Consider the following 16,915-nt stretch of genomic DNA (forward strand, 5'->3'; position numbering starts at 1 on the left):
TAAGTTTACCTATGGCAGTCATTTCCTTATCCTCCGCCCAGCTGGCGTTCGGCCACGTCGCGCTGCTCGATCACGCAGAATTCTCCCTCGAAACCGGCGAGCGCGTCGGCTTGATCGGCCGCAACGGCACCGGCAAGTCGTCGCTGCTGAAAATTATTTCCGGCCGCTTCAAGCTGGACGACGGCCTGCTGGTCATGCAGCAGAACATCAAGATCGCCTACGTCGAGCAGGAGCCGGTGTTCGACCCGGAAATGAGCGTGTTCGACGCCGTCGCCTCCGGCATGGGCGACCTGCAGGATTTGCTGAAGGAATACGACGCGCTGACCGGCCAGTTTGGCCAGGGCAACGACGACGCCGTCATGGAGCGCATGCACGACGTCCAGGTGCTGCTGGACGCGGCCGACGCCTGGAGCCTGCCGAACAAGGTGGAAACCGTGCTGGACCGCCTGAACCTGACCGGCGACATGCTGATGAAGACCCTGTCCGGCGGCATGCAAAAGCGCGTGGCGCTGGCGCGCGCGCTGGTCTCGGCGCCGGACGTGCTGCTGCTCGATGAACCGACCAACCACCTGGACTTCACCTCCATCATGTGGCTCGAAGGCCTGCTGCGCGACTTCAAGGGCAGCGTGTTGTTCATTACCCACGATCGTTCCTTCCTGGACAACGTCGCCACCCGCATCATCGAGCTCGACCGTGGCCGCCTGCTGTCCTTCCCGGGCAACTTCACCGCCTACCAGGTGCGCAAGGCCGAGCAGCTGGAAAACGAGGAAGTGGAAAACGCCAAGTTCGACAAGGTGCTGGCGCAAGAGGAAATCTGGATCCGCAAGGGCGTCAAGGCGCGCCGCGTGCGCGACGAGGGCCGTGTGCGCCGCCTGGAAGCGCTGCGCCTGCAGCGCGCCGCGCGCCGCGAGCAGCAGGGCCAGGTCAAGCTGGAGGTGGCGTCGGGCGAGCGTTCCGGCAAGATCGTGGCGGAACTGGAAAACGTCAGCAAGAAATTCGGCGACCGCGTCATCGTCAACAACTTCACCGGCACCATCCTGCGCGGCGACAAGGTCGGCCTGATCGGCGCCAACGGCGCCGGCAAGACCACCCTGCTGAAAATGATCCTGGGCGAGCTGGAACCGGACGGCGGCGCCGCCAAGCTGGGCACCAAGCTGCAGGTCGCGTACTTCGACCAGATGCGCACCCAGCTCAACGAGGAAGCCAACCTGATGGAAACCATCGCCCCGGGCAGCGACTGGGTCGAGATCAACGGCGCCCGCAAGCACGTGATGAGCTACCTGAACGACTTCCTGTTCGCGCCGGAACGCGCGCGTTCGCCGGTCAAGTCGCTGTCCGGCGGCGAGCGCAACCGCCTGCTGCTGGCGCGCCTGTTCGCCAAGCCGGCCAACTGCCTGGTGCTGGACGAACCGACCAACGACCTGGATATCGAGACGCTGGAACTGCTGGAGGAATTGCTGGAAGAGTACACCGGCACCGTGTTCCTGGTCAGCCACGACCGTACCTTCCTGGACAATGTGGTGACCCAGGTGATCGTCGCCGAAGGCGAGGGCAACTGGCGCGAATTCGTCGGCGGCTACAGCGACTGGGAACGCGTGCGCGACACCGTGGCGGCGTCGGCCAAGCCGGCCGCCAAGCCGGCGGCCAAGGCCGAGCCGGCCCCGGCCGCAGCGGCCGCCAAGGGCAAAAAGCTCAGCTTCAAGGAGCAGCGCGAGCTCGACGAGCTGCCGAAGCTGATCGCCGCGCTGGAGGACGAGCAGACCGCGCTGGCGCTGCAGCTGTCCGATCCGGACTTCTACAAGAAGAACGCGGCCGAAGCCAAGCGCGTCAACCAGCGCGTTGAGGAAATCGAGGGCGAGCTGCTGGCCGCGCTGGAAAAATGGGAACAGATCGAAGCCCGCGCCAAGGGCTGACCTGATGTTCGACCGCGACGCCTGGCCGCGCATCCTGCCGTTCGCGCTGTACATGTTGTTCGTCTTTGTGGCGGACATGGCGGCGCGGGCCGGCCTGGACGAGGCGTCGCTGCGCTACCTGTATCCGCTCAAGATCGGCGTGGTGCTGGCCGCCTTGCTGCTACTGCGCCGCCGTTACACCGAGCTGAGCGGCTCGATCGGCCTGCGCGAGGCGGCGCTGGCGCTGGCGGCCGGCGTGCTGGTGCTGGTGTTGTGGCTCCATCTGGACGCCGGCTGGATGACGCTGGGGCAGTCGTCCGGCTACGATCCGCGCGGGGCCGGCGGCGCCATTTCCTGGCCGCTGGCCATCGTCCGCCTGCTCGGCGCGGCGCTGGTGGTGCCGGTCATGGAAGAGCTGTTCTGGCGCTCTTTCCTGCTGCGCTGGATCGACGCCCCCGATTTCATGAATACCGTTCATACGAAGATAAAATACCGGGGCTTTGTTGTCTCAGTGATATTATTTGGAATTGAACACAATCTGTGGTTCGCCGGCGTCGTTGCCGGGGTAGTTTACAGCCTGTTGTACATGCGCAGAGGTAACTTGTGGAGCGCCATTGTTGCTCACGCGGTAACAAACGGGCTGCTTGGCGTCTTTATAATTTATACTGAACAGTGGACTTACTGGTAAGATTGTAAAATGTAGATTGCTTGTTAACTTCCAATAACGAAAGAATAACTTGAGTTTCTTTCCTGACATGCTGGCCAGGCCAGCCTCCCGCGCGGTGAGCGACCGCCGTTCCCCCTATGTGCTGGCGTTGCTGGTCGGCGCCGCCTACGCCGCGCCCGCGATGGCGGCCATCAGCGATACCATTCATCCTTATGTGTCGGCCTCGCTGATGCATGATGACAACTTGTTGCGTCTTGACGACGGCCAGAGCGTCAACGGCCAGCGCGGCGACACCTACAAGCAGGCCGTGGCCGGCGTCAGCGTCGAGCAGCCGATCGGCCGCCAGATGGTGACCGCCGACCTGCGCGTGAGCCGGGTGAGCTTCGACCGTTTCAGCCAGTACGATTACAACGGCAAGGAAGCCCAGGCGCAGTGGGCCTGGCAGCTGGCGGACCACCTGTCGGGCCACCTCGGCGGCGAGTATTCCGAGACCCTGGCGCCGTTCTCCGACTTCGGCGCGGGCGAACGCAACCTGCGCGTGCAGCGCAAGGAATTCGTCGACGGCACCTGGCAATTCCATCCGCGCTGGCAAGTGCGGAGCGGTTTCACGCGCGAAGAGTACCGTTACGACCTGTCGACCCAGAAGTACAACAACCGCGACCAGGACACCAGCGAGTTCGGGGTCGATTACCTGACCCCGGCCGGCAGCCGCATCGGTGTCCAGCTGCGCCACCTGAAGGGCCGTTATCCGAACGGTTTCATCGGCGACGTGCTGGTCAGCGACGACTACACCCAGGACGAAGCCAAGATCAACATCTACTGGCGCTACAGCGCCATCACCCAGGTGCAGTTCCTGGGCGGGCGGGCGCGGCGCGAGCATGCCTTCTTCACCGAGCGCGACCAGAGCGGCACCAACGGCCGGCTGCTGGCGTACTGGGCGCCGGCGGCCAAGCTGAAGTTCACCGGCGGCGCCTGGCGCGAATTCTCGGCGGTGGACGGCGCCATCATCAACAGCGCGCTGAACAAGGGCGTCAGCCTGGACGGCACCTGGCAGGCGACCACCAAGATCGCCGTCACCGGCCAGCTGCGGCGCGAGCGCCGCGACTTCGGCACCGTGACCGAAGCCCAGGGCACGCTGGACGATCCGCACGACATCACCCGCAGCGCCGGCCTGTCGCTGACCTATGTGCCCCTGCCTAGCATCGAACTGACCACCGGCGTGTCGCGCAACGACCGCAAGGGGAATTTCTCGGTCGGCACCGGTAATTACAAATCCAATAGCGCGTCGTTCAGCGCCAAGATCGTTTTCTAAATTATGACGGCTACTGATTTGCCCTTGTTGTCGTTCTTCCAGCGCGTGCTGGACCCCCTGATCATCATGGGGATGCTGTACCTGAGTTCCATGTTGTTGGGCGAACCGTTCACCGGCTATGCGCTGGTGCTGACGGTGATGGCCTTCTTCATCTCGTCGTCGGTGTACGAGCACGTCGATCCCTACAGCGCCTGGCGCGGCGGCCGCCTGTTCGCCTCGGCCCGCAACGTGGTGATCGGCTGGATCGTCACCGCCGTGATCCTGGTGCTGCTGGCGTCGCTGTCCGGCTTCACCGCCCACTATTCGCAAAACGTGGTCATGGTGTGGTTCATCGCCACGCCGGTCGTGCTGGTGGTCAGCCACCTGGCGGCGCGCCGCCTGATGGCCGACCCCGAGCGCGACATCGACGAGGTGCGCTCGGCCGTCATCATCGGCGCCAACCAGGCCAGCCAGCGCTTCGCCGAAACGGTGGAGCACCACCCGCACCTGTTCATGAGCGTGCACGGCTATTTCGACGACCGCTCGGAAGACCGCTGGCCGGCCGACCTGCGCCAGCCGATGCTGGGCAAGGTGGCCGACGTCTGCGCCTACGTGCGCCAGCACCACATCCGCATGGTGTTCATCAGCCAGCCGATCTCGGCCGACCCGCGCGTGGTCAAGCTGCTCGACGAGCTGCAGGACACCACCGCCTCGGTCTACTTCCTGCCCAACATCTACGTGTTCGACCTGATGCAGGCGCGCTTCGACAACATCGGCGGCATGCCGGTGATCGCCATCTGCGAATCGCCGTTCACCGGCTTCAACGCCTTCGTCAAGCGCGCCAGCGACATCGTGCTGGCCGCCTGCATCTCGCTGCTGCTGCTGCCCATCATGGCGGTGATCGGCGTGGCCGTGAAGCTGGGCTCGCGCGGCCCGATGATCTTCAAGCAGCGCCGCTACGGCCTGCACGGCGAGGAAATCATCGTCTACAAGTTCCGCTCGATGACGGTGGCCGAGGACGGCGACAACGTGGTGCAGGCCAAGAAGAACGACCAGCGCATCACGCCGATCGGCGGCTTCCTGCGCCGCAGCTCGCTCGACGAACTGCCGCAGTTCATCAACGTGCTGCAGGGGCGCATGAGCATCGTCGGCCCGCGCCCGCACGCGGTGTCGCACAACGAGCAGTACCGCAAGCTGATCAAGGGTTACATGTTGCGCCACAAGGTCAAGCCGGGCATCACCGGGCTGGCCCAGGTCAATGGCCTGCGCGGCGAAACGGAAACGCTTGACAAGATGGAGGCGCGGGTGGAATGTGACCTCGATTACCTGCGCAACTGGTCGTTGTGGCTGGATATCTGGATCATCCTGCGTACCGTGCAGGTGGTGTTAAAGCGTGAAAACGCCCATTAAGAAGCCCTTAAAAGACTGGCGCACAGCAGGATTTATTGGGTAATATGCAATTTGTTGTGTCATAATGCTCACGTTAATGGTGCGCTGCATCAGACCGGCACGGCAGCGCCATCGATGAAATTAAAGGATCTATGTTGACTCATATCAAAATGTTAGACGGGCGCGCAGTGCGCGTCGCGGCCGGCATGCTGCTGCTGGCCGGTCTGGCCGCCTGCGGTCCCAAGGACAAGAAGGAGGCGGGCCAGGCGCTGGCCAGCGTGAATGGCGAGGAAATTACCGCCATGCAACTCAGCGAGGAAATGCAGCGCGCCAACGTGCCCGCCGCACAACAGACGGCCGCCAAGAAGCCGCTGCTGGAATCGCTGATCGACCGCCAGGTGCTGCAGAACGCCGCCATCGCCGAAAAGGCCGACCGCGACCCGAAAGTGGTGCAGGCCATCGAGCGCGCCAAGGCGCAGATCATCGCCCAGGCCTATCTGCAGAAAAAAGTCGGCACGGTGACGCCGCCGACCAAGGCCGAGATCGGCGAGTACTACACCAAGCACCCTGAATTCTTTGCACAGCGCAAGCAGCTGACCATGCAGCAACTGGTGTTCGCCAGCGCCGACATGAACGACAAGGCCAAGGCCGTGGTCGACAACGCCAAGACGCTGGAAGACGTGGCCTCGTGGTTCAGCGCCAACAACATCAAGTTCGCGCGCAACCAGATCGCCCGCAGCACGGCCGACCTGCCGCCTGAGCTGGGCAACAAGCTGGTCAGCATGAAGTCGGGCCAGCTGTTCATCATCAAGGAAGGCGAGCGCAGCCTGCTCAACACCGTGGTCGAGATCAAGGACGCGCCGGTGACGCTGGAGACCGCGGCCTCGCAGATCGAGCAGTTCCTGCAGAACGCCAAGGCCAAGGAAGCGGCGGCGGCGGAAATCGCCCGCCTGCGCACCGCGGCCAAGATCGAGTACCTGAACAAGGACGTGGCGGCCGAACCCAAGCCTGCCGCGGCGGCGCCCGCCGCCTCCGCCCCCAACCAATCGCTGGAAAAGGGCGTCGCCGGCCTGAAGTAAGCCTGCGCCTTCCGTATATTTCACCTTACCAATAGGATAGAACCTCTATGAAACGACAGCTACTTTGGATCCTGGCCGCGCTGATGATGTGGCTGTCCGGCGGCGCCAACGCGGCCGAAATTCCGCTCGGCTCCGGCGACGTGGTCAAGATTTCCGTGTTCGGCAACCCGGACCTGGCGGTGGAAACCCGCGTCAGCGAATCGGGCTTCATCACCTTCCCGCTGATCGGCCAGGTGCAGGTGGCCGGGCAGTCGGTGGCGGCGGCCGAGAAGATCATCGCCGCCAGCCTGGAGAAGGGCGGCTTCGTCAAGTCGCCGCAGGTCAACCTGATCGTCTCCGTGCTGGCCAGCCAGCAGGTGTCGGTGCTGGGCCAGGTCAACCGCCCGGGCCGCTATCCGCTGGACGCCAAGCGCACGCTGCTGGACTTCCTGGCGCTGGCCGGCGGCGTCACCACCGACGGCAGCGACCAGGTCACCCTGATCCGCAAGCGCAACGGCCAGACCAGCAAGGAAGTGATCGACGTGCCGGCCATGATGCGCGCCGGCGACATGGACCGCGACTTCGACCTGGCCGGCAACGACGTCATCTTCGTCGAGCGCGCGCCCAAGTTCTATATCTACGGCGAAGTGCAGCGCCCCGGCGCGCTGCGCCTGGAGCGCGACATGACGGTGCAGCAGGCGCTGTCGGCCGGCGGCGGCCTGAGCCCGCGCGGCACCGAGCGCGGCATCACCATCAAGCGCCGCACCGCCGACGGCAAGACGCAGACGATCAGCCCGAAGCCGGATGACGTGGTGCAAACCGACGACGTGATCTACGTCAAAGAGAGCCTGTTCTAACGCTATCCCGCTGATTCAACCTGAAAGTACGATTATGAATTTTGCTCAATTTTTTCTGATACTGCGTGCACGCCAGCGCATTATCTGGATCACGCTGGCGGCGGTGGTGGCGGTGACGCTGGCGGTCAGCCTGGTCATCCCGAAGACTTATAAGGCCACCTCGTCGGTCCTGCTGAACTACAAGGGCGTCGATCCGGTCACCGGCCTGACCCTGCCGGGCCAGCTGCTGCCGGGCTATATGGCGACCCAGATCGACATCATCACCAGCAAGAACGTGGCGCTGCGCGTGGTCGATTCGCTCAAGCTGGCCGACAGCCCGGCCGTGGTGCAGCAGTTCAACGACGCCACCGGCGGCAAGGGCACCGTGCGCGACTGGCTGGCCGGCCTGCTGCTGAAGAAACTCGACATCGTTCCATCCAAGGAATCGAGCGTGGTCGAGATCAGCTTCACCGGCGCCGATCCGCAGTTCGTCTCGGCCGTGGCCAACGCCTTCGCCGACGAATACCAGAAGATCAGCGTGCAACTGCGCGTGGAACCGATGAAAAAGGCGTCGGCCTATTTCGACGCCCAGACCAAGCAGCTGCGCGACGCGCTGGAAGCGGCGCAGAGCCGCCTGTCGAAGTACCAGCAGGAACACGGCATCGTCAGCATCGACAACCGCCTGGACGTGGAATCGAACCGCCTGAACGATCTGTCGACCCAGCTGGTGGTGGCGCAGGGGCTGTCGACCGAAGCCAAGTCGCGCCAGGAGATGGCGATGGGCAGCAACGGCGCGGCCTCGCCCGACGTCGCGTCCAACCAGCTGATCCAGAACCTGAAAGCCAGCCTGGGCGTGGCCGAGGCCAAGTTCGCCGACGTCTCGCAGCGCCTGTCGCAGAACCACCCGCAGTACATCTCGGCCAAGGCTGAGCTGGACAAGCTGCGCGAAGACCTGCGCACCCAGCAGAGCCTGATCTCCAGCAGCATCGGCAACAACGCCCAGATCATGCAGCAGCGCGAGCAGGCCATCCGCGCCGCCACCGCCGCGCAAAAATCCAAGGTGCTGGAACTGAACCGCACCCGCGACGAGATGGGCGTGCTGATGAAGGATGTCGAGAGCGCCCAGCATGCGTTCGACGCCACCGCGCTGCGTTCGGCGCAGACCAAGATCGAAGGCCAGTCCGAGCAGACCGATATCTCGGTGCTGAACCCGGCCACGCCGCCGACCGAGCAGGCGCAGCCGAAAGTGCTGCTGAACGTGCTGCTGGCCTTGTTCTTCGGCTCGCTGCTCGGCGTCGGCCTGGGCCTGGGCGCGGAGATGCTGGACCGCCGCGTGCGTTCCGAGCGCGACCTGGTCGATGCGCTGCAAATTCCGGTGCTGGGCGCGATCGCCTGGAACCCACCTAAGCGCCGTCGTTTCGGCAAAGTCAAACCACTGGGACGCTTGAGCGCAAACTAAGATGGAAACTACTATGACCCCTACGGCACAGACCGCGGCTGCGGTGCCCGTCACCCCAGCCCCCAACGCCAACCGTGGCGGCCGCGATTCGAGCATCGGCGGCCTGCTGCTGGAATCGGGCAAGATCACGCCTGAAAACGCCGAGCGCGTGCTGCGCACCCAGAAAGAGCTGGGCATCCGCTTCGGCGAGGCGGCGATCCGCCTCGGCCTGATCACCGAGGAAGACATCCAGCAAGTGCTGGCGCGCCAGTTCGACTACGCCTACCTGCAGCGCGGCACCGGCAATTTCTCGGAACAGCTGATCGCCGCCTACCATCCGTTCGGCCCGCAGGTCGAGACGCTGCGCGCCATCCGCAGCCAGCTGATGCTGCGCTGGTTCGCCCGCGGCCGCAAGTCGCTGGCCATCGTCAGCATCAATCCGGAAGACGGCGCCAGCCTGTTCGTGGCCAACCTGGCGGTGGTGTTCTCCCAGCTGGGCGAACACACGCTGCTGGTGGACGGCAACCTGCGCACGCCCAAGCAGCAGGAAATGTTCGGCCTGCAGAGCGGCCAGGGCTTGTCCGACGTGCTGGCCGGCCGCGCCGGCCTGGACGCGATCAAGAAGATCGATTCCTTCGTCGACCTGTCTGTGCTGAGCTCGGGCACCCTGCCGCCGAATCCGCAGGAACTGCTGAGCCGGGCGTCGTTCGCCACCTTCAGCGAGCAGCTGGCCGCGCGTTATGACGTGGTGCTGTACGACGTCGCCGCCGCCGCCAACGGCGCCGATGCGATGGCCATCGCGGCCCGCGTCGGCGGCGTGGTGCTGGTGGTGCGCAACAACCAGACCGCGATCGCGGACGTCGCCGCGTTCAGCGACCAGTTGACCAACAACGGCGTCGAAGTCATCGGTACCGTACTGAATGATCTCTGACATGGCGTCTAGCGTCACGCTCCAGCTGGCGGAGCAATGGCGGCGGTTCCGGCGCAACGAGCGCCTGATGCTGCCGCTGCTGGTGATTTTCATCGGCGTCTTCGCCATGTACGGCCAGACCACCGTGGAGCTGTTCCACGGCGTCTGGAGCACCGACCGCAACGCCCACGGCCCGATCGTGCTGGCGGTCGGCCTGTGGTTCCTGTATTTCAAGGGCCGCTCCGCGGTGGAGGAGCAGATCCCGGTCGAGCCGGCCCCGCTGCTGGGCTGGAGCGTGCTGATCTTCGGCTTCGCCATGTTCGTGCTGGGCCGCTCGCAATCGTTTTACCTGTTCGAAGTCGGCTCCTTCATCCCTGTGGTGCTGGGCGCGCTGCTGCTGCTGTGCGGGCGCAAGGTCGCGCGCCACCTGTGGTTCGGCTTCGTGTTCCTGGTGTTCATGGTGCCGCTGCCGACCACCGTGGTCGACACGCTGACCCAGCCGCTCAAGATCGCGGTCTCCTACAGCGCGGAAAACCTGCTGTACTACTTCAATTATCCGGTCGCGCGCGCCGGCGTCATCATCACCATCGGCCAGTACCAGCTGCTGGTGGCGGACGCCTGCTCGGGACTGAATTCGCTGTTCACGCTCGAAGCGCTGGGCTTGCTGTACCTGAACGTCATGCGGCACGAGTCGGCGGTGCGCAACTTCCTGCTGGCGCTGCTGATCGTGCCGATCTCGTTCGCCTCCAACGTCACGCGGGTGCTGGTGCTGTCGCTGATCACCTACCACCTGGGCGACGCCGCCGGGCAGGGCTTCCTGCACGGCTTCTCCGGCATGGTGCTGTTCCTGACCGCGCTGATGCTGATCATCGGCCTCGACACCTTCCTGCGCTGGATCACGGCGTCCTGGCCGCGCTGGCGCGGCCAGCCTGTCGCGGAGCAAAGCCGATGAAACCGAGCAAGGCACTGGCGATGAGCATCGTCATCAGCGCGCTGATGGCCGGCAGCAGCGTCGCCGCCTGGGTGGTCAAGCCGCGCCACACCATGGAGCAGACCACGCCGCTGGAGGACACGGTGCCGCTGGCCTTCGGCGACTGGAAGGCGCTGGCGTCCGGCTACCAGCAGATGGCGCTGTCGGTCGCGGCCGACGGCCAGCGCAGCGAGGAGCAGCCCTACGACCAGGTGGTGATGCGCACCTACCGCAACAGCCATGGCGAGCACGTGATGCTGGCGCTGGCCTATGCCAAGCAACAGCAGCAGGAGCTGAAGATCCACCGGCCGGAAATCTGCTACAAGGCGCAGGGCTACGAGGCCACCGGGCACCAGGAGCTGGACTTGCCGCAGGCCGGCAACGCCCCCGGCATCCCGGGCCAGCGCTTCTTCATGACCAGCGGCAACCGCCGCGAGACGGTCAGCTATTGGATACGCATCGGCTCGGACTACCCGCGCAGCGGCACCGGCGCCCGCCTGGCCATCCTCGAGCACGGCCTGCACGGCGTCGTACCGGACGCGGTGCTGGTGCGGGTATCGAGTATAGTCGCCAACGCCGACGAGGCCGCTCCAGCCTACCGGCGCCAAGAGCGCTTCCTGGCCGAACTGGTGCAGGCGATGCCGGCCCCGGCCGCGCGCCTGCTGGTGGCGGCCGCGCCCTGACCGCATGCGCGGCGGCGAGGCCGGATTTTTTTTGAATTTACTAGGGTATTGTCGATGAGATGTTTATGGATCGCGCGGGAAATGCCGTTCCCGGCCGATAGCGGCGACCGGATCTATTCCGGCCAGATGGCGCGCGCGTTTGCCCAGGCCAATGGCGGCCTGACCTTTGTCGGCCTGGCGCACGGCCAGACCGGACCGGCGCCGGAAGACGCCATGGTCCAGTGGGCCCCGGTGGCGGGCGAGCGCCACGGCCTGCTGCGCTCGCTGCTCAGCACGATGCCGCTGGTGTCGGCCGTGCATGCGACGGCGCCGTTCAAGGCGCGCCTGGACGCGCTGTTCGCCCAGCCATGGGATGTCATCGTGTTCGACCACTATGCGTCGGGCTGGGCCTTGAAGCGCTTCCTGGCCACGCCGCAGGGCAGGTCGGCCAACCGCCCGGCCATCGCCTATCTGGCCCACAACCACGAGGAGCGGGTGCTGCGCGCGATCGCCGCCGGCTCCGACGCCTCGCTGGCGCGCCGCCTGGGCTTCTGGCAGAACTACGTCAAGGTGCGGGCCATGGAACGCTACATGGTCAACCAGGTCGACCTGGTCACCGCCATCACGCAGGAAGACGCCGACAGCTTCGCGGCCCAGCGTCCCGGCCTGAAGACCATCGTGCTGACGCCGGGCTACAACGGCGCCGTCGCCGGCGAGCGCCAGATCACCGGCGCCATGCCGCGCCACGTGATCATGGTCGGCTCCTTCCAGTGGGCCGCCAAGCAGGAAAACCTGCGCCAGTTCCTGCGCATCGCCGATCCGGTGTTCGCCCGCCACGACATCGTGTTCGACGTCGTCGGCAGCGTGCCGGACGCGCTGCGCGCGGAACTGACGCCGACCTTGAAAGCCACCCGCCTGCACGGCTTCGTGCAGGATCCGGGACCGCTGTTCGACGGCGCCCGCATCGCGCTGGTGCCGGAGGCGATCGGCGGCGGCTTCAAGCTCAAGTTCCTCGACTACCTGTTCCGCCGCATGCCGGTGGCGACCCTGGCCGACGCCGTGGCCGGCCTGCCGGCCGAGCTGCGCAACGAGATGATCCAGAGCGACACGCTGAGCGCGCTGGCCGAGGCCGTGGTGCAGCAGATCGACAAGGTCGAGCACCTCGACGGCCTGCAGCAGCGCGCCTACGAGGCGGCCCGCAACCTGTTCCAATGGCGCGACCGCGGCAGCGCCCTGGTGGCGGCCATCACCAGGCCGGCATGACGATGGGTCTGAAGCTCAAGAAAATCCTGGCGCTGGGCGTGTCGCTGCTGCCGACCTCCGGCCTGCGCGCGCTCGGCTACCGCACGCTGCTCGGCTATGCGATCGGGCCGGGCACGCGCATCGGTTTCCGCGCCGTGATCGGCGTCGAATCCTTCAGCTGCGGCCGGCAGTGCGTCATCGGCCGGGCCTGCACGTTCTGGGGCCCGATGCGGGTCGCCATCGGCGACAAGGTCAGCATCGGCCGCTGGAACCATTTTGAAACGCCGGGCATCGCCGCCGCGCCCGAGCGCGCCGCGATGAACTATGCGCGCCGCCTGAGCATTGGCGCCAACGCGCTGATCCATGAAGCGCATTACTTCGACCTGTACGGCGCCATCACGATCGGCGAGGGCACCTGGATCGCCGGCCGCGACACCCAGTTCTGGACCCACGGCGCCAGCGTGACCGAGCGCGACATCACGCTCGGCGCCGGTTGCTACATCGGTTCGGCCGCGCGCTTCGCGCCCGGCTCCGGCCTCGGCGACCGCGTGGTCGCCGGCCTCGGCGCGGTTATTTCCGGCAAGATCGCCGGCGACGACATCGTGGTCGGCGGCGTGCCGGCCAAGGTGCTGCGCGACCGCAGCGCGCAGGCCGACACGCTGGTGTTCCAGCGCCTCGACACCGACTGAACGCCGCCGCCGGCGGCCACTGACTTGCGTCTTGATGGCGCGATTGCCCCTTTGCCGCCGCGCGTTTGTGCGATTGCAGCCACAGTCGCGCGCGTGCGATCGGCGCGCCCATGTAGCTATTGCCTATGAAAACCTGTTATTCCATAATTTTGGATTGCTGGAACGCAACGATGGCGCCTGAAGCGATGGTCTGGCGAGCTGTTCAAGGGTATCATTGTAAGCCTTAGTGCAAGGTGTTTTGCCTCTTAACCAATCGTCTATATTGCCTCCGTTAGCGCCTGTTGGGCGTGTTCTGGTCGAAGATGCCGTTGCGTCATGTGTGTAAACTCCGCTGTCCGAAATTCCGCGAAATCCGATACGTTATAAGGAGTAATTATGCTATCTCACAATAAAGTCGTTAGCCGTCTTGCGATCATCGGCGCCATGCTGGCGCCGGCCGGCATCCTGGCGCAGACCGCCACGATTCCGACCGTGACCACGACTGCGACGGCGCCGGTGCTGTTGTCGCCGACCTGGAACGTCACGCTGCCGCTGCCGGCGAGCGCCGCCACCGCCACCTGCGCGCCGGTGACCGACATCGCGACCACCACCCAGTTGCTGACGCAGACCTTTTACGATCCCTTCGACACCTTCGACCTGAGCACCAATAAATGGACGCCGTACTACGACGGCGGCTACGATGAAACCCTGAAGACCTGGCTGGGTTACGACTGGATGGTCAAGCGCACGCTGACCAGCCAGCATGAACAGCAACTGTATGTCGATCCGCTGTACAAAGGCACGGCCGGGCGCTCGCTGGGCCTGAACCCGTTCGCGGTCACCAACGGCATCCTGCACATCGTCGGCCAGCGCATCCCGACCGACCTGCGCCAGTACCTGTACAACTACGAATTCTCGTCGGGCGTGCTGACCACCCGCCGTTCGCACCTGCAGCGCTACGGTTACTTCGAAGTCAAGGCCAAGGTGCCGGCCGGCGCCGGCCTGGTGCCGGCCTTCTGGATGGTGCCGTTCGACAAGAGCTGGCCGCCCGAGCTGGACATCATGGAGGCCCCGGGCTCGGAACCGGACCGCGTGGTGACCACCTCGCACTGGAAAGACGCCAGCGGCGCGTTCAAGGCCTCCGGTTGCCGCGTCGCCGTGCCGGGCTTCGCCCAAACCTTCCACACCTATGGCGCGCTGTGGACGGCCGACCGCATCGTCTACTACATCGACCGCAAGCCGGTCACGCAGATGCTGACCCCGCTGGGCATGAATTTGCCGATGTACATGATCCTGAACCTGGCGCTGGGCGGCGACTGGCCAGGCCGCACCAATTCCACGACGCCGATTCCGGTCGACTTCCAGATCGACTGGGTGGTCGCCTATACCACCGGCAGTCCGGCCACCTGCGGCTTGCTGCCGAACGGCGTGCGGCAGTGCCCGTTGCAATAAAGCACGGATTTTCTTGAATCAAGGCCGGCTACTGTTGTAGCCGGCCTTTTTTTTTGCTTGTCACCACTTCCTGCCGCCATCCCCCGGTTTTCCCCATTCCTCCTGCTGCGGCGCAGCAATCCCCGCCTTTTTTCGTGAAATTTTGTTGGCACGAATTTAACGAACCGCGTTTGCGCGTTTCGATATCGTCGGCTAGGATACTTTCTTGAAAGTTAATATTTTCAAAAAAGCCATTTTCGGCAATATTTCTTTCCTGTACTCCACATCCTGCCCGCACCAGAACTTGAAAGGCGCTCATCTTGAAATCCTCCATGCCCAATCTGCAGATACTGCGCTTCTTTGCCGCAGCCATCGTGCTTGTCAGTCATGTCCAGCACGAAGCCCTGAAAGGGAAGTTCGCGGTTGGCGACTACGCGCCGTGGGACTTTATGTTCTTTGCCGGCGGCGTCGATATTTTCTTTGTCATCAGCGGATTCATCATCTATGCCGTGGGTTCGGGCAACTTCGGGCGCCCGGGAGCGGCGCAAAAGTTCCTGATGCGCCGGCTGGTGCGCGTGGCGCCGCCATACTGGATCTTCACCACCGCGATGATTGTCGCCGCGCTGGTGTTCCAGAGTCATGTCACGCACTCGGCGCTGGGCTGGGACCACATCCTCGCCTCGTATTTCTTCGTGCCCTACAATAACGCCTACGGCTTGGCCTACCCGGTGCTGATGCTGGGCTACACCTTGAATTTCGAGGTGTTTTTCTACGCGATATTCGCGCTGGCGATGGTGTTTCCCAAGAAAACCGGCATCCTCTGCCTGCTGGCGATCATGGGCGCCTTCGGCTTGGCCGGCCTGTTGCAGCTGCCGTTGCCGATGCCGTTCGCGTTCTGGGCCAGTCCGCTGGTGCTGGAATTCCTGATGGGCATGGGGCTGGCCATGCTGCGCGAGAACAAGCTGCGCCTGCCGGCGCCGGCGGCGTGGGGACTGGTGGCGCTGGGGCTGGGACTGATGCTGCTGTTCAAGGCGCTCGGCATGGTCGGCCACGACTGGCACCTGCGCATATTCTGGATGGGCGTTCCCGCCATGTGCATCTGCGCCGGCACCGTGCTGGCCCTCGACGACGACCGCCCGCTGACGCCGCTGAAGAACCTGCTGGTGCTGCTGGGCGACGCGTCCTACGCCATCTACCTGTCCCATCCCTTCTCGCTGAACGCGGTGGCCGTGGTGTGGAAGCACATTGGCCCGATAAATGCTTGGGTGTATGTGTGCACCGCTTGCGTGGTATCGGTGCTGGTCGGCGTGGCTGCGCATTTGTGGATGGAAAAACCGATGACCCGCTATCTGAACCGCCAGGTCGAACGGCGCTGGGGGAGTCGCTGGGGCAGTGCGGCGCAGCCCGCTTAATCTGAAGTACCTCCATTGATGAGGTATAATTGACAAGGAAATGGGGCTGCTGCATGGTGAATCGGATGGGTGGAACGGACAACGCTGGGATGGACCAGGGCGGGAGCGCGCGACAGTATTCCGGACTGGTGATAGGCATACCGACATATCGCCGACCCGAGATGCTGCAGGCGCTGCTCGACAGTTTGCTGCCCGAATTGCAGCGGCATCCGGCCGAGGTGGTGGTGGCCGACAATGATTGCGGCAGCGCAGCACCGGCGCTGGTCGAGGCCTTCCGTGCGCGCTGGCCGGCGATCCGCTGCATTCCTGTGGCCGCGCGCGGCGTGGCGCAGGTGCGCAACGCGCTGGTGGCCGAGGCGCACCAGGCCAACCCGGACTGGCAGTGGCTGCTCATGCTGGACGACGACGGCCTGGTCACGCCCGGCTGGCTCGGCAGTCTGCTGGGGGCCGCCACGCGCTACGACGCCGACCTGGCCGGCGGCCCGGTGCAGGGCGTGCTGCCCGGCGATTCGGGCCGGCTGGCGCGCAACAGCATTTTCGCCGCGCGCCGGCGCTGGCCGACCGGCCTGGTGCCGCTGCTCAATACCACGCAAAACCTGGCGATCGCGCGCCGCGCGCTGACGCTGGCGCCGGAACCGTTGTTCCGCAACGAGTACGGCGCCTCCGGCGGCGAAGACTACGACCTGTTCCGCCGGGTGGCGCGCGCTTCCGGCCGCATCGTCTGGTGCGACGAGGCGGTGGTGATGGAGCCGGCGCCGGCCGACCGCCTGACGGTGCGCAGCCTGCTGCACCGCTACGCCTCGACCGGCATGTATATGGTGGCGATCGACCGCAGCTACGACGGCGGGCTGCAGGTGTGGTTGAATGCGCTGAAGGGGCTGCTGATGTCGGCGCTGGCCGCGCTGCTGGCGGCGCTGACGTTCCGGCGCGACGCCTGCGCGCGTTCGGTGTTGAAGGTCTCGCACTACGTCGGCAGGCTGGGAGGCTTGCTCGGCGCGACGTCGGCGCGTTATGTTCCCGCCGCGAAAAATCCCGGCGAGGCATAATGC

The 16,915-nt window shown here is 65.0% G+C and carries 16 protein-coding genes; 15 read left to right on the forward strand and 1 reads right to left on the reverse strand.

The window, feature by feature from the left end:
* The first annotated feature begins 11 nt into the window (after window positions 1–11).
* From ACEN9F_RS27330 to ACEN9F_RS27390, 13 genes are all read left to right on the forward strand, one after another.
* Complete coding sequence (locus ACEN9F_RS27330; RefSeq protein ID WP_413425239.1) at window positions 12–1,913, forward strand: ATP-binding cassette domain-containing protein; 1,902 nt, start codon at window positions 12–14, stop codon at window positions 1,911–1,913.
* Between the two features lie 4 nt (window positions 1,914–1,917).
* Window positions 1,918–2,580: a CAAX prenyl protease-related protein gene (locus ACEN9F_RS27335; protein ID WP_413425241.1), complete on the forward strand. Its 663-nt coding sequence runs from the start codon at window positions 1,918–1,920 to the stop codon at window positions 2,578–2,580.
* Between the two features lie 49 nt (window positions 2,581–2,629).
* Window positions 2,630–3,871 (forward strand): XrtB/PEP-CTERM-associated polysaccharide biosynthesis outer membrane protein EpsL, encoded by a 1,242-nt coding sequence (gene epsL / locus ACEN9F_RS27340; protein WP_413425243.1) that lies wholly within the window; start codon window positions 2,630–2,632, stop codon window positions 3,869–3,871.
* A gap of 3 nt (window positions 3,872–3,874) precedes the next feature.
* A complete protein-coding gene (locus tag ACEN9F_RS27345) occupies window positions 3,875–5,260 on the forward strand; it encodes an undecaprenyl-phosphate glucose phosphotransferase (RefSeq protein WP_413425245.1) in 1,386 nt (461 codons plus the stop codon).
* A gap of 149 nt (window positions 5,261–5,409) precedes the next feature.
* Window positions 5,410–6,318, forward strand: a complete 909-nt coding sequence (locus tag ACEN9F_RS27350) for an EpsD family peptidyl-prolyl cis-trans isomerase (protein WP_413425247.1) — start codon at window positions 5,410–5,412, stop codon at window positions 6,316–6,318.
* A 47-nt stretch (window positions 6,319–6,365) separates the two neighbouring features.
* Window positions 6,366–7,154: a polysaccharide export protein EpsE gene (gene epsE, locus ACEN9F_RS27355; protein WP_413425249.1), complete on the forward strand. Its 789-nt coding sequence runs from the start codon at window positions 6,366–6,368 to the stop codon at window positions 7,152–7,154.
* Between the two features lie 34 nt (window positions 7,155–7,188).
* Window positions 7,189–8,592, forward strand: coding sequence for a chain length determinant protein EpsF (gene epsF / locus ACEN9F_RS27360; RefSeq protein ID WP_413425251.1), 1,404 nt, complete (start codon window positions 7,189–7,191; stop codon window positions 8,590–8,592).
* 13 nt (window positions 8,593–8,605) lie between these two features.
* A complete protein-coding gene (gene epsG / locus ACEN9F_RS27365) occupies window positions 8,606–9,502 on the forward strand; it encodes a chain length determinant protein tyrosine kinase EpsG (protein ID WP_413425253.1) in 897 nt (298 codons plus the stop codon).
* Window position 9,503: 1 nt separating this feature from the next.
* The gene (gene xrtB / locus ACEN9F_RS27370) at window positions 9,504–10,433 is read left to right on the forward strand and encodes an exosortase B (RefSeq protein ID WP_413425255.1); all 930 of its coding nucleotides are present in this window, start codon (window positions 9,504–9,506) and stop codon (window positions 10,431–10,433) included.
* Window positions 10,430–11,134 carry an exosortase-associated protein EpsI, B-type gene (gene epsI, locus ACEN9F_RS27375; protein ID WP_413425257.1) on the forward strand — a complete coding sequence of 235 codons (705 nt, stop codon included), beginning with the start codon at window positions 10,430–10,432 and terminating at the stop codon, window positions 11,132–11,134. Before xrtB ends, epsI begins: the two co-directional genes overlap by 4 nt.
* A gap of 54 nt (window positions 11,135–11,188) precedes the next feature.
* Entirely contained in the window at window positions 11,189–12,376 is a 1,188-nt protein-coding gene (locus ACEN9F_RS27380; protein ID WP_413425259.1) for a glycosyltransferase, read from the forward strand.
* Window positions 12,373–13,044, forward strand: a complete 672-nt coding sequence (locus ACEN9F_RS27385; protein ID WP_413425261.1) for an acyltransferase — start codon at window positions 12,373–12,375, stop codon at window positions 13,042–13,044. The genes ACEN9F_RS27380 and ACEN9F_RS27385 overlap by 4 nt, the downstream gene beginning before the upstream one ends.
* A 375-nt stretch (window positions 13,045–13,419) precedes the next feature.
* Window positions 13,420–14,475 carry a family 16 glycosylhydrolase gene (locus tag ACEN9F_RS27390; RefSeq protein WP_413425263.1) on the forward strand — a complete coding sequence of 352 codons (1,056 nt, stop codon included), beginning with the start codon at window positions 13,420–13,422 and terminating at the stop codon, window positions 14,473–14,475.
* A 28-nt stretch (window positions 14,476–14,503) separates the two neighbouring features.
* Here the strand turns inward: ACEN9F_RS27390 and ACEN9F_RS27395 are convergent, their stop codons facing one another.
* Window positions 14,504–14,773: a hypothetical protein gene (locus tag ACEN9F_RS27395; protein ID WP_413425265.1), complete on the reverse strand. Its 270-nt coding sequence runs from the start codon at window positions 14,771–14,773 to the stop codon at window positions 14,504–14,506.
* A 1-nt stretch (window position 14,774) separates the two neighbouring features.
* Between ACEN9F_RS27395 and ACEN9F_RS27400 the strand changes: the two genes are divergently transcribed.
* Together ACEN9F_RS27400 and ACEN9F_RS27405 are read left to right on the forward strand one after the other, a co-directional pair.
* Window positions 14,775–15,866 carry an acyltransferase family protein gene (locus tag ACEN9F_RS27400; protein ID WP_413425267.1) on the forward strand — a complete coding sequence of 364 codons (1,092 nt, stop codon included), beginning with the start codon at window positions 14,775–14,777 and terminating at the stop codon, window positions 15,864–15,866.
* 89 nt (window positions 15,867–15,955) lie between these two features.
* Window positions 15,956–16,912 carry a glycosyltransferase family 2 protein gene (locus ACEN9F_RS27405; RefSeq protein ID WP_413425269.1) on the forward strand — a complete coding sequence of 319 codons (957 nt, stop codon included), beginning with the start codon at window positions 15,956–15,958 and terminating at the stop codon, window positions 16,910–16,912.
* Window positions 16,913–16,915 lie beyond the last annotated feature (3 nt).

This window comes from Duganella sp. CT11-25 (genome assembly GCF_047302815.1).
Taxonomy (GTDB): Bacteria; Pseudomonadota; Gammaproteobacteria; order Burkholderiales; family Burkholderiaceae_D; genus Rugamonas.

Coding starts and splice junctions, on each gene's coding strand:
- ACEN9F_RS27330 (WP_413425239.1), top strand. CDS start 12: ATGGCAGTCATTTCCTTATCCTCCGCCCAGCTGGCGTTCGGCCACGTC.
- ACEN9F_RS27335 (WP_413425241.1), top strand. CDS start 1,918: ATGTTCGACCGCGACGCCTGGCCGCGCATCCTGCCGTTCGCGCTGTAC.
- ACEN9F_RS27345 (WP_413425245.1), top strand. CDS start 3,875: ATGACGGCTACTGATTTGCCCTTGTTGTCGTTCTTCCAGCGCGTGCTG.
- ACEN9F_RS27350 (WP_413425247.1), top strand. CDS start 5,410: ATGTTAGACGGGCGCGCAGTGCGCGTCGCGGCCGGCATGCTGCTGCTG.
- epsE (WP_413425249.1), top strand. CDS start 6,366: ATGAAACGACAGCTACTTTGGATCCTGGCCGCGCTGATGATGTGGCTG.
- epsF (WP_413425251.1), top strand. CDS start 7,189: ATGAATTTTGCTCAATTTTTTCTGATACTGCGTGCACGCCAGCGCATT.
- epsG (WP_413425253.1), top strand. CDS start 8,606: ATGACCCCTACGGCACAGACCGCGGCTGCGGTGCCCGTCACCCCAGCC.
- xrtB (WP_413425255.1), top strand. CDS start 9,504: ATGGCGTCTAGCGTCACGCTCCAGCTGGCGGAGCAATGGCGGCGGTTC.
- epsI (WP_413425257.1), top strand. CDS start 10,430: ATGAAACCGAGCAAGGCACTGGCGATGAGCATCGTCATCAGCGCGCTG.
- ACEN9F_RS27380 (WP_413425259.1), top strand. CDS start 11,189: ATGAGATGTTTATGGATCGCGCGGGAAATGCCGTTCCCGGCCGATAGC.
- ACEN9F_RS27385 (WP_413425261.1), top strand. CDS start 12,373: ATGACGATGGGTCTGAAGCTCAAGAAAATCCTGGCGCTGGGCGTGTCG.
- ACEN9F_RS27390 (WP_413425263.1), top strand. CDS start 13,420: ATGCTATCTCACAATAAAGTCGTTAGCCGTCTTGCGATCATCGGCGCC.
- ACEN9F_RS27395 (WP_413425265.1), bottom strand. CDS start 14,773: ATGAGCGCCTTTCAAGTTCTGGTGCGGGCAGGATGTGGAGTACAGGAA.
- ACEN9F_RS27405 (WP_413425269.1), top strand. CDS start 15,956: ATGGACCAGGGCGGGAGCGCGCGACAGTATTCCGGACTGGTGATAGGC.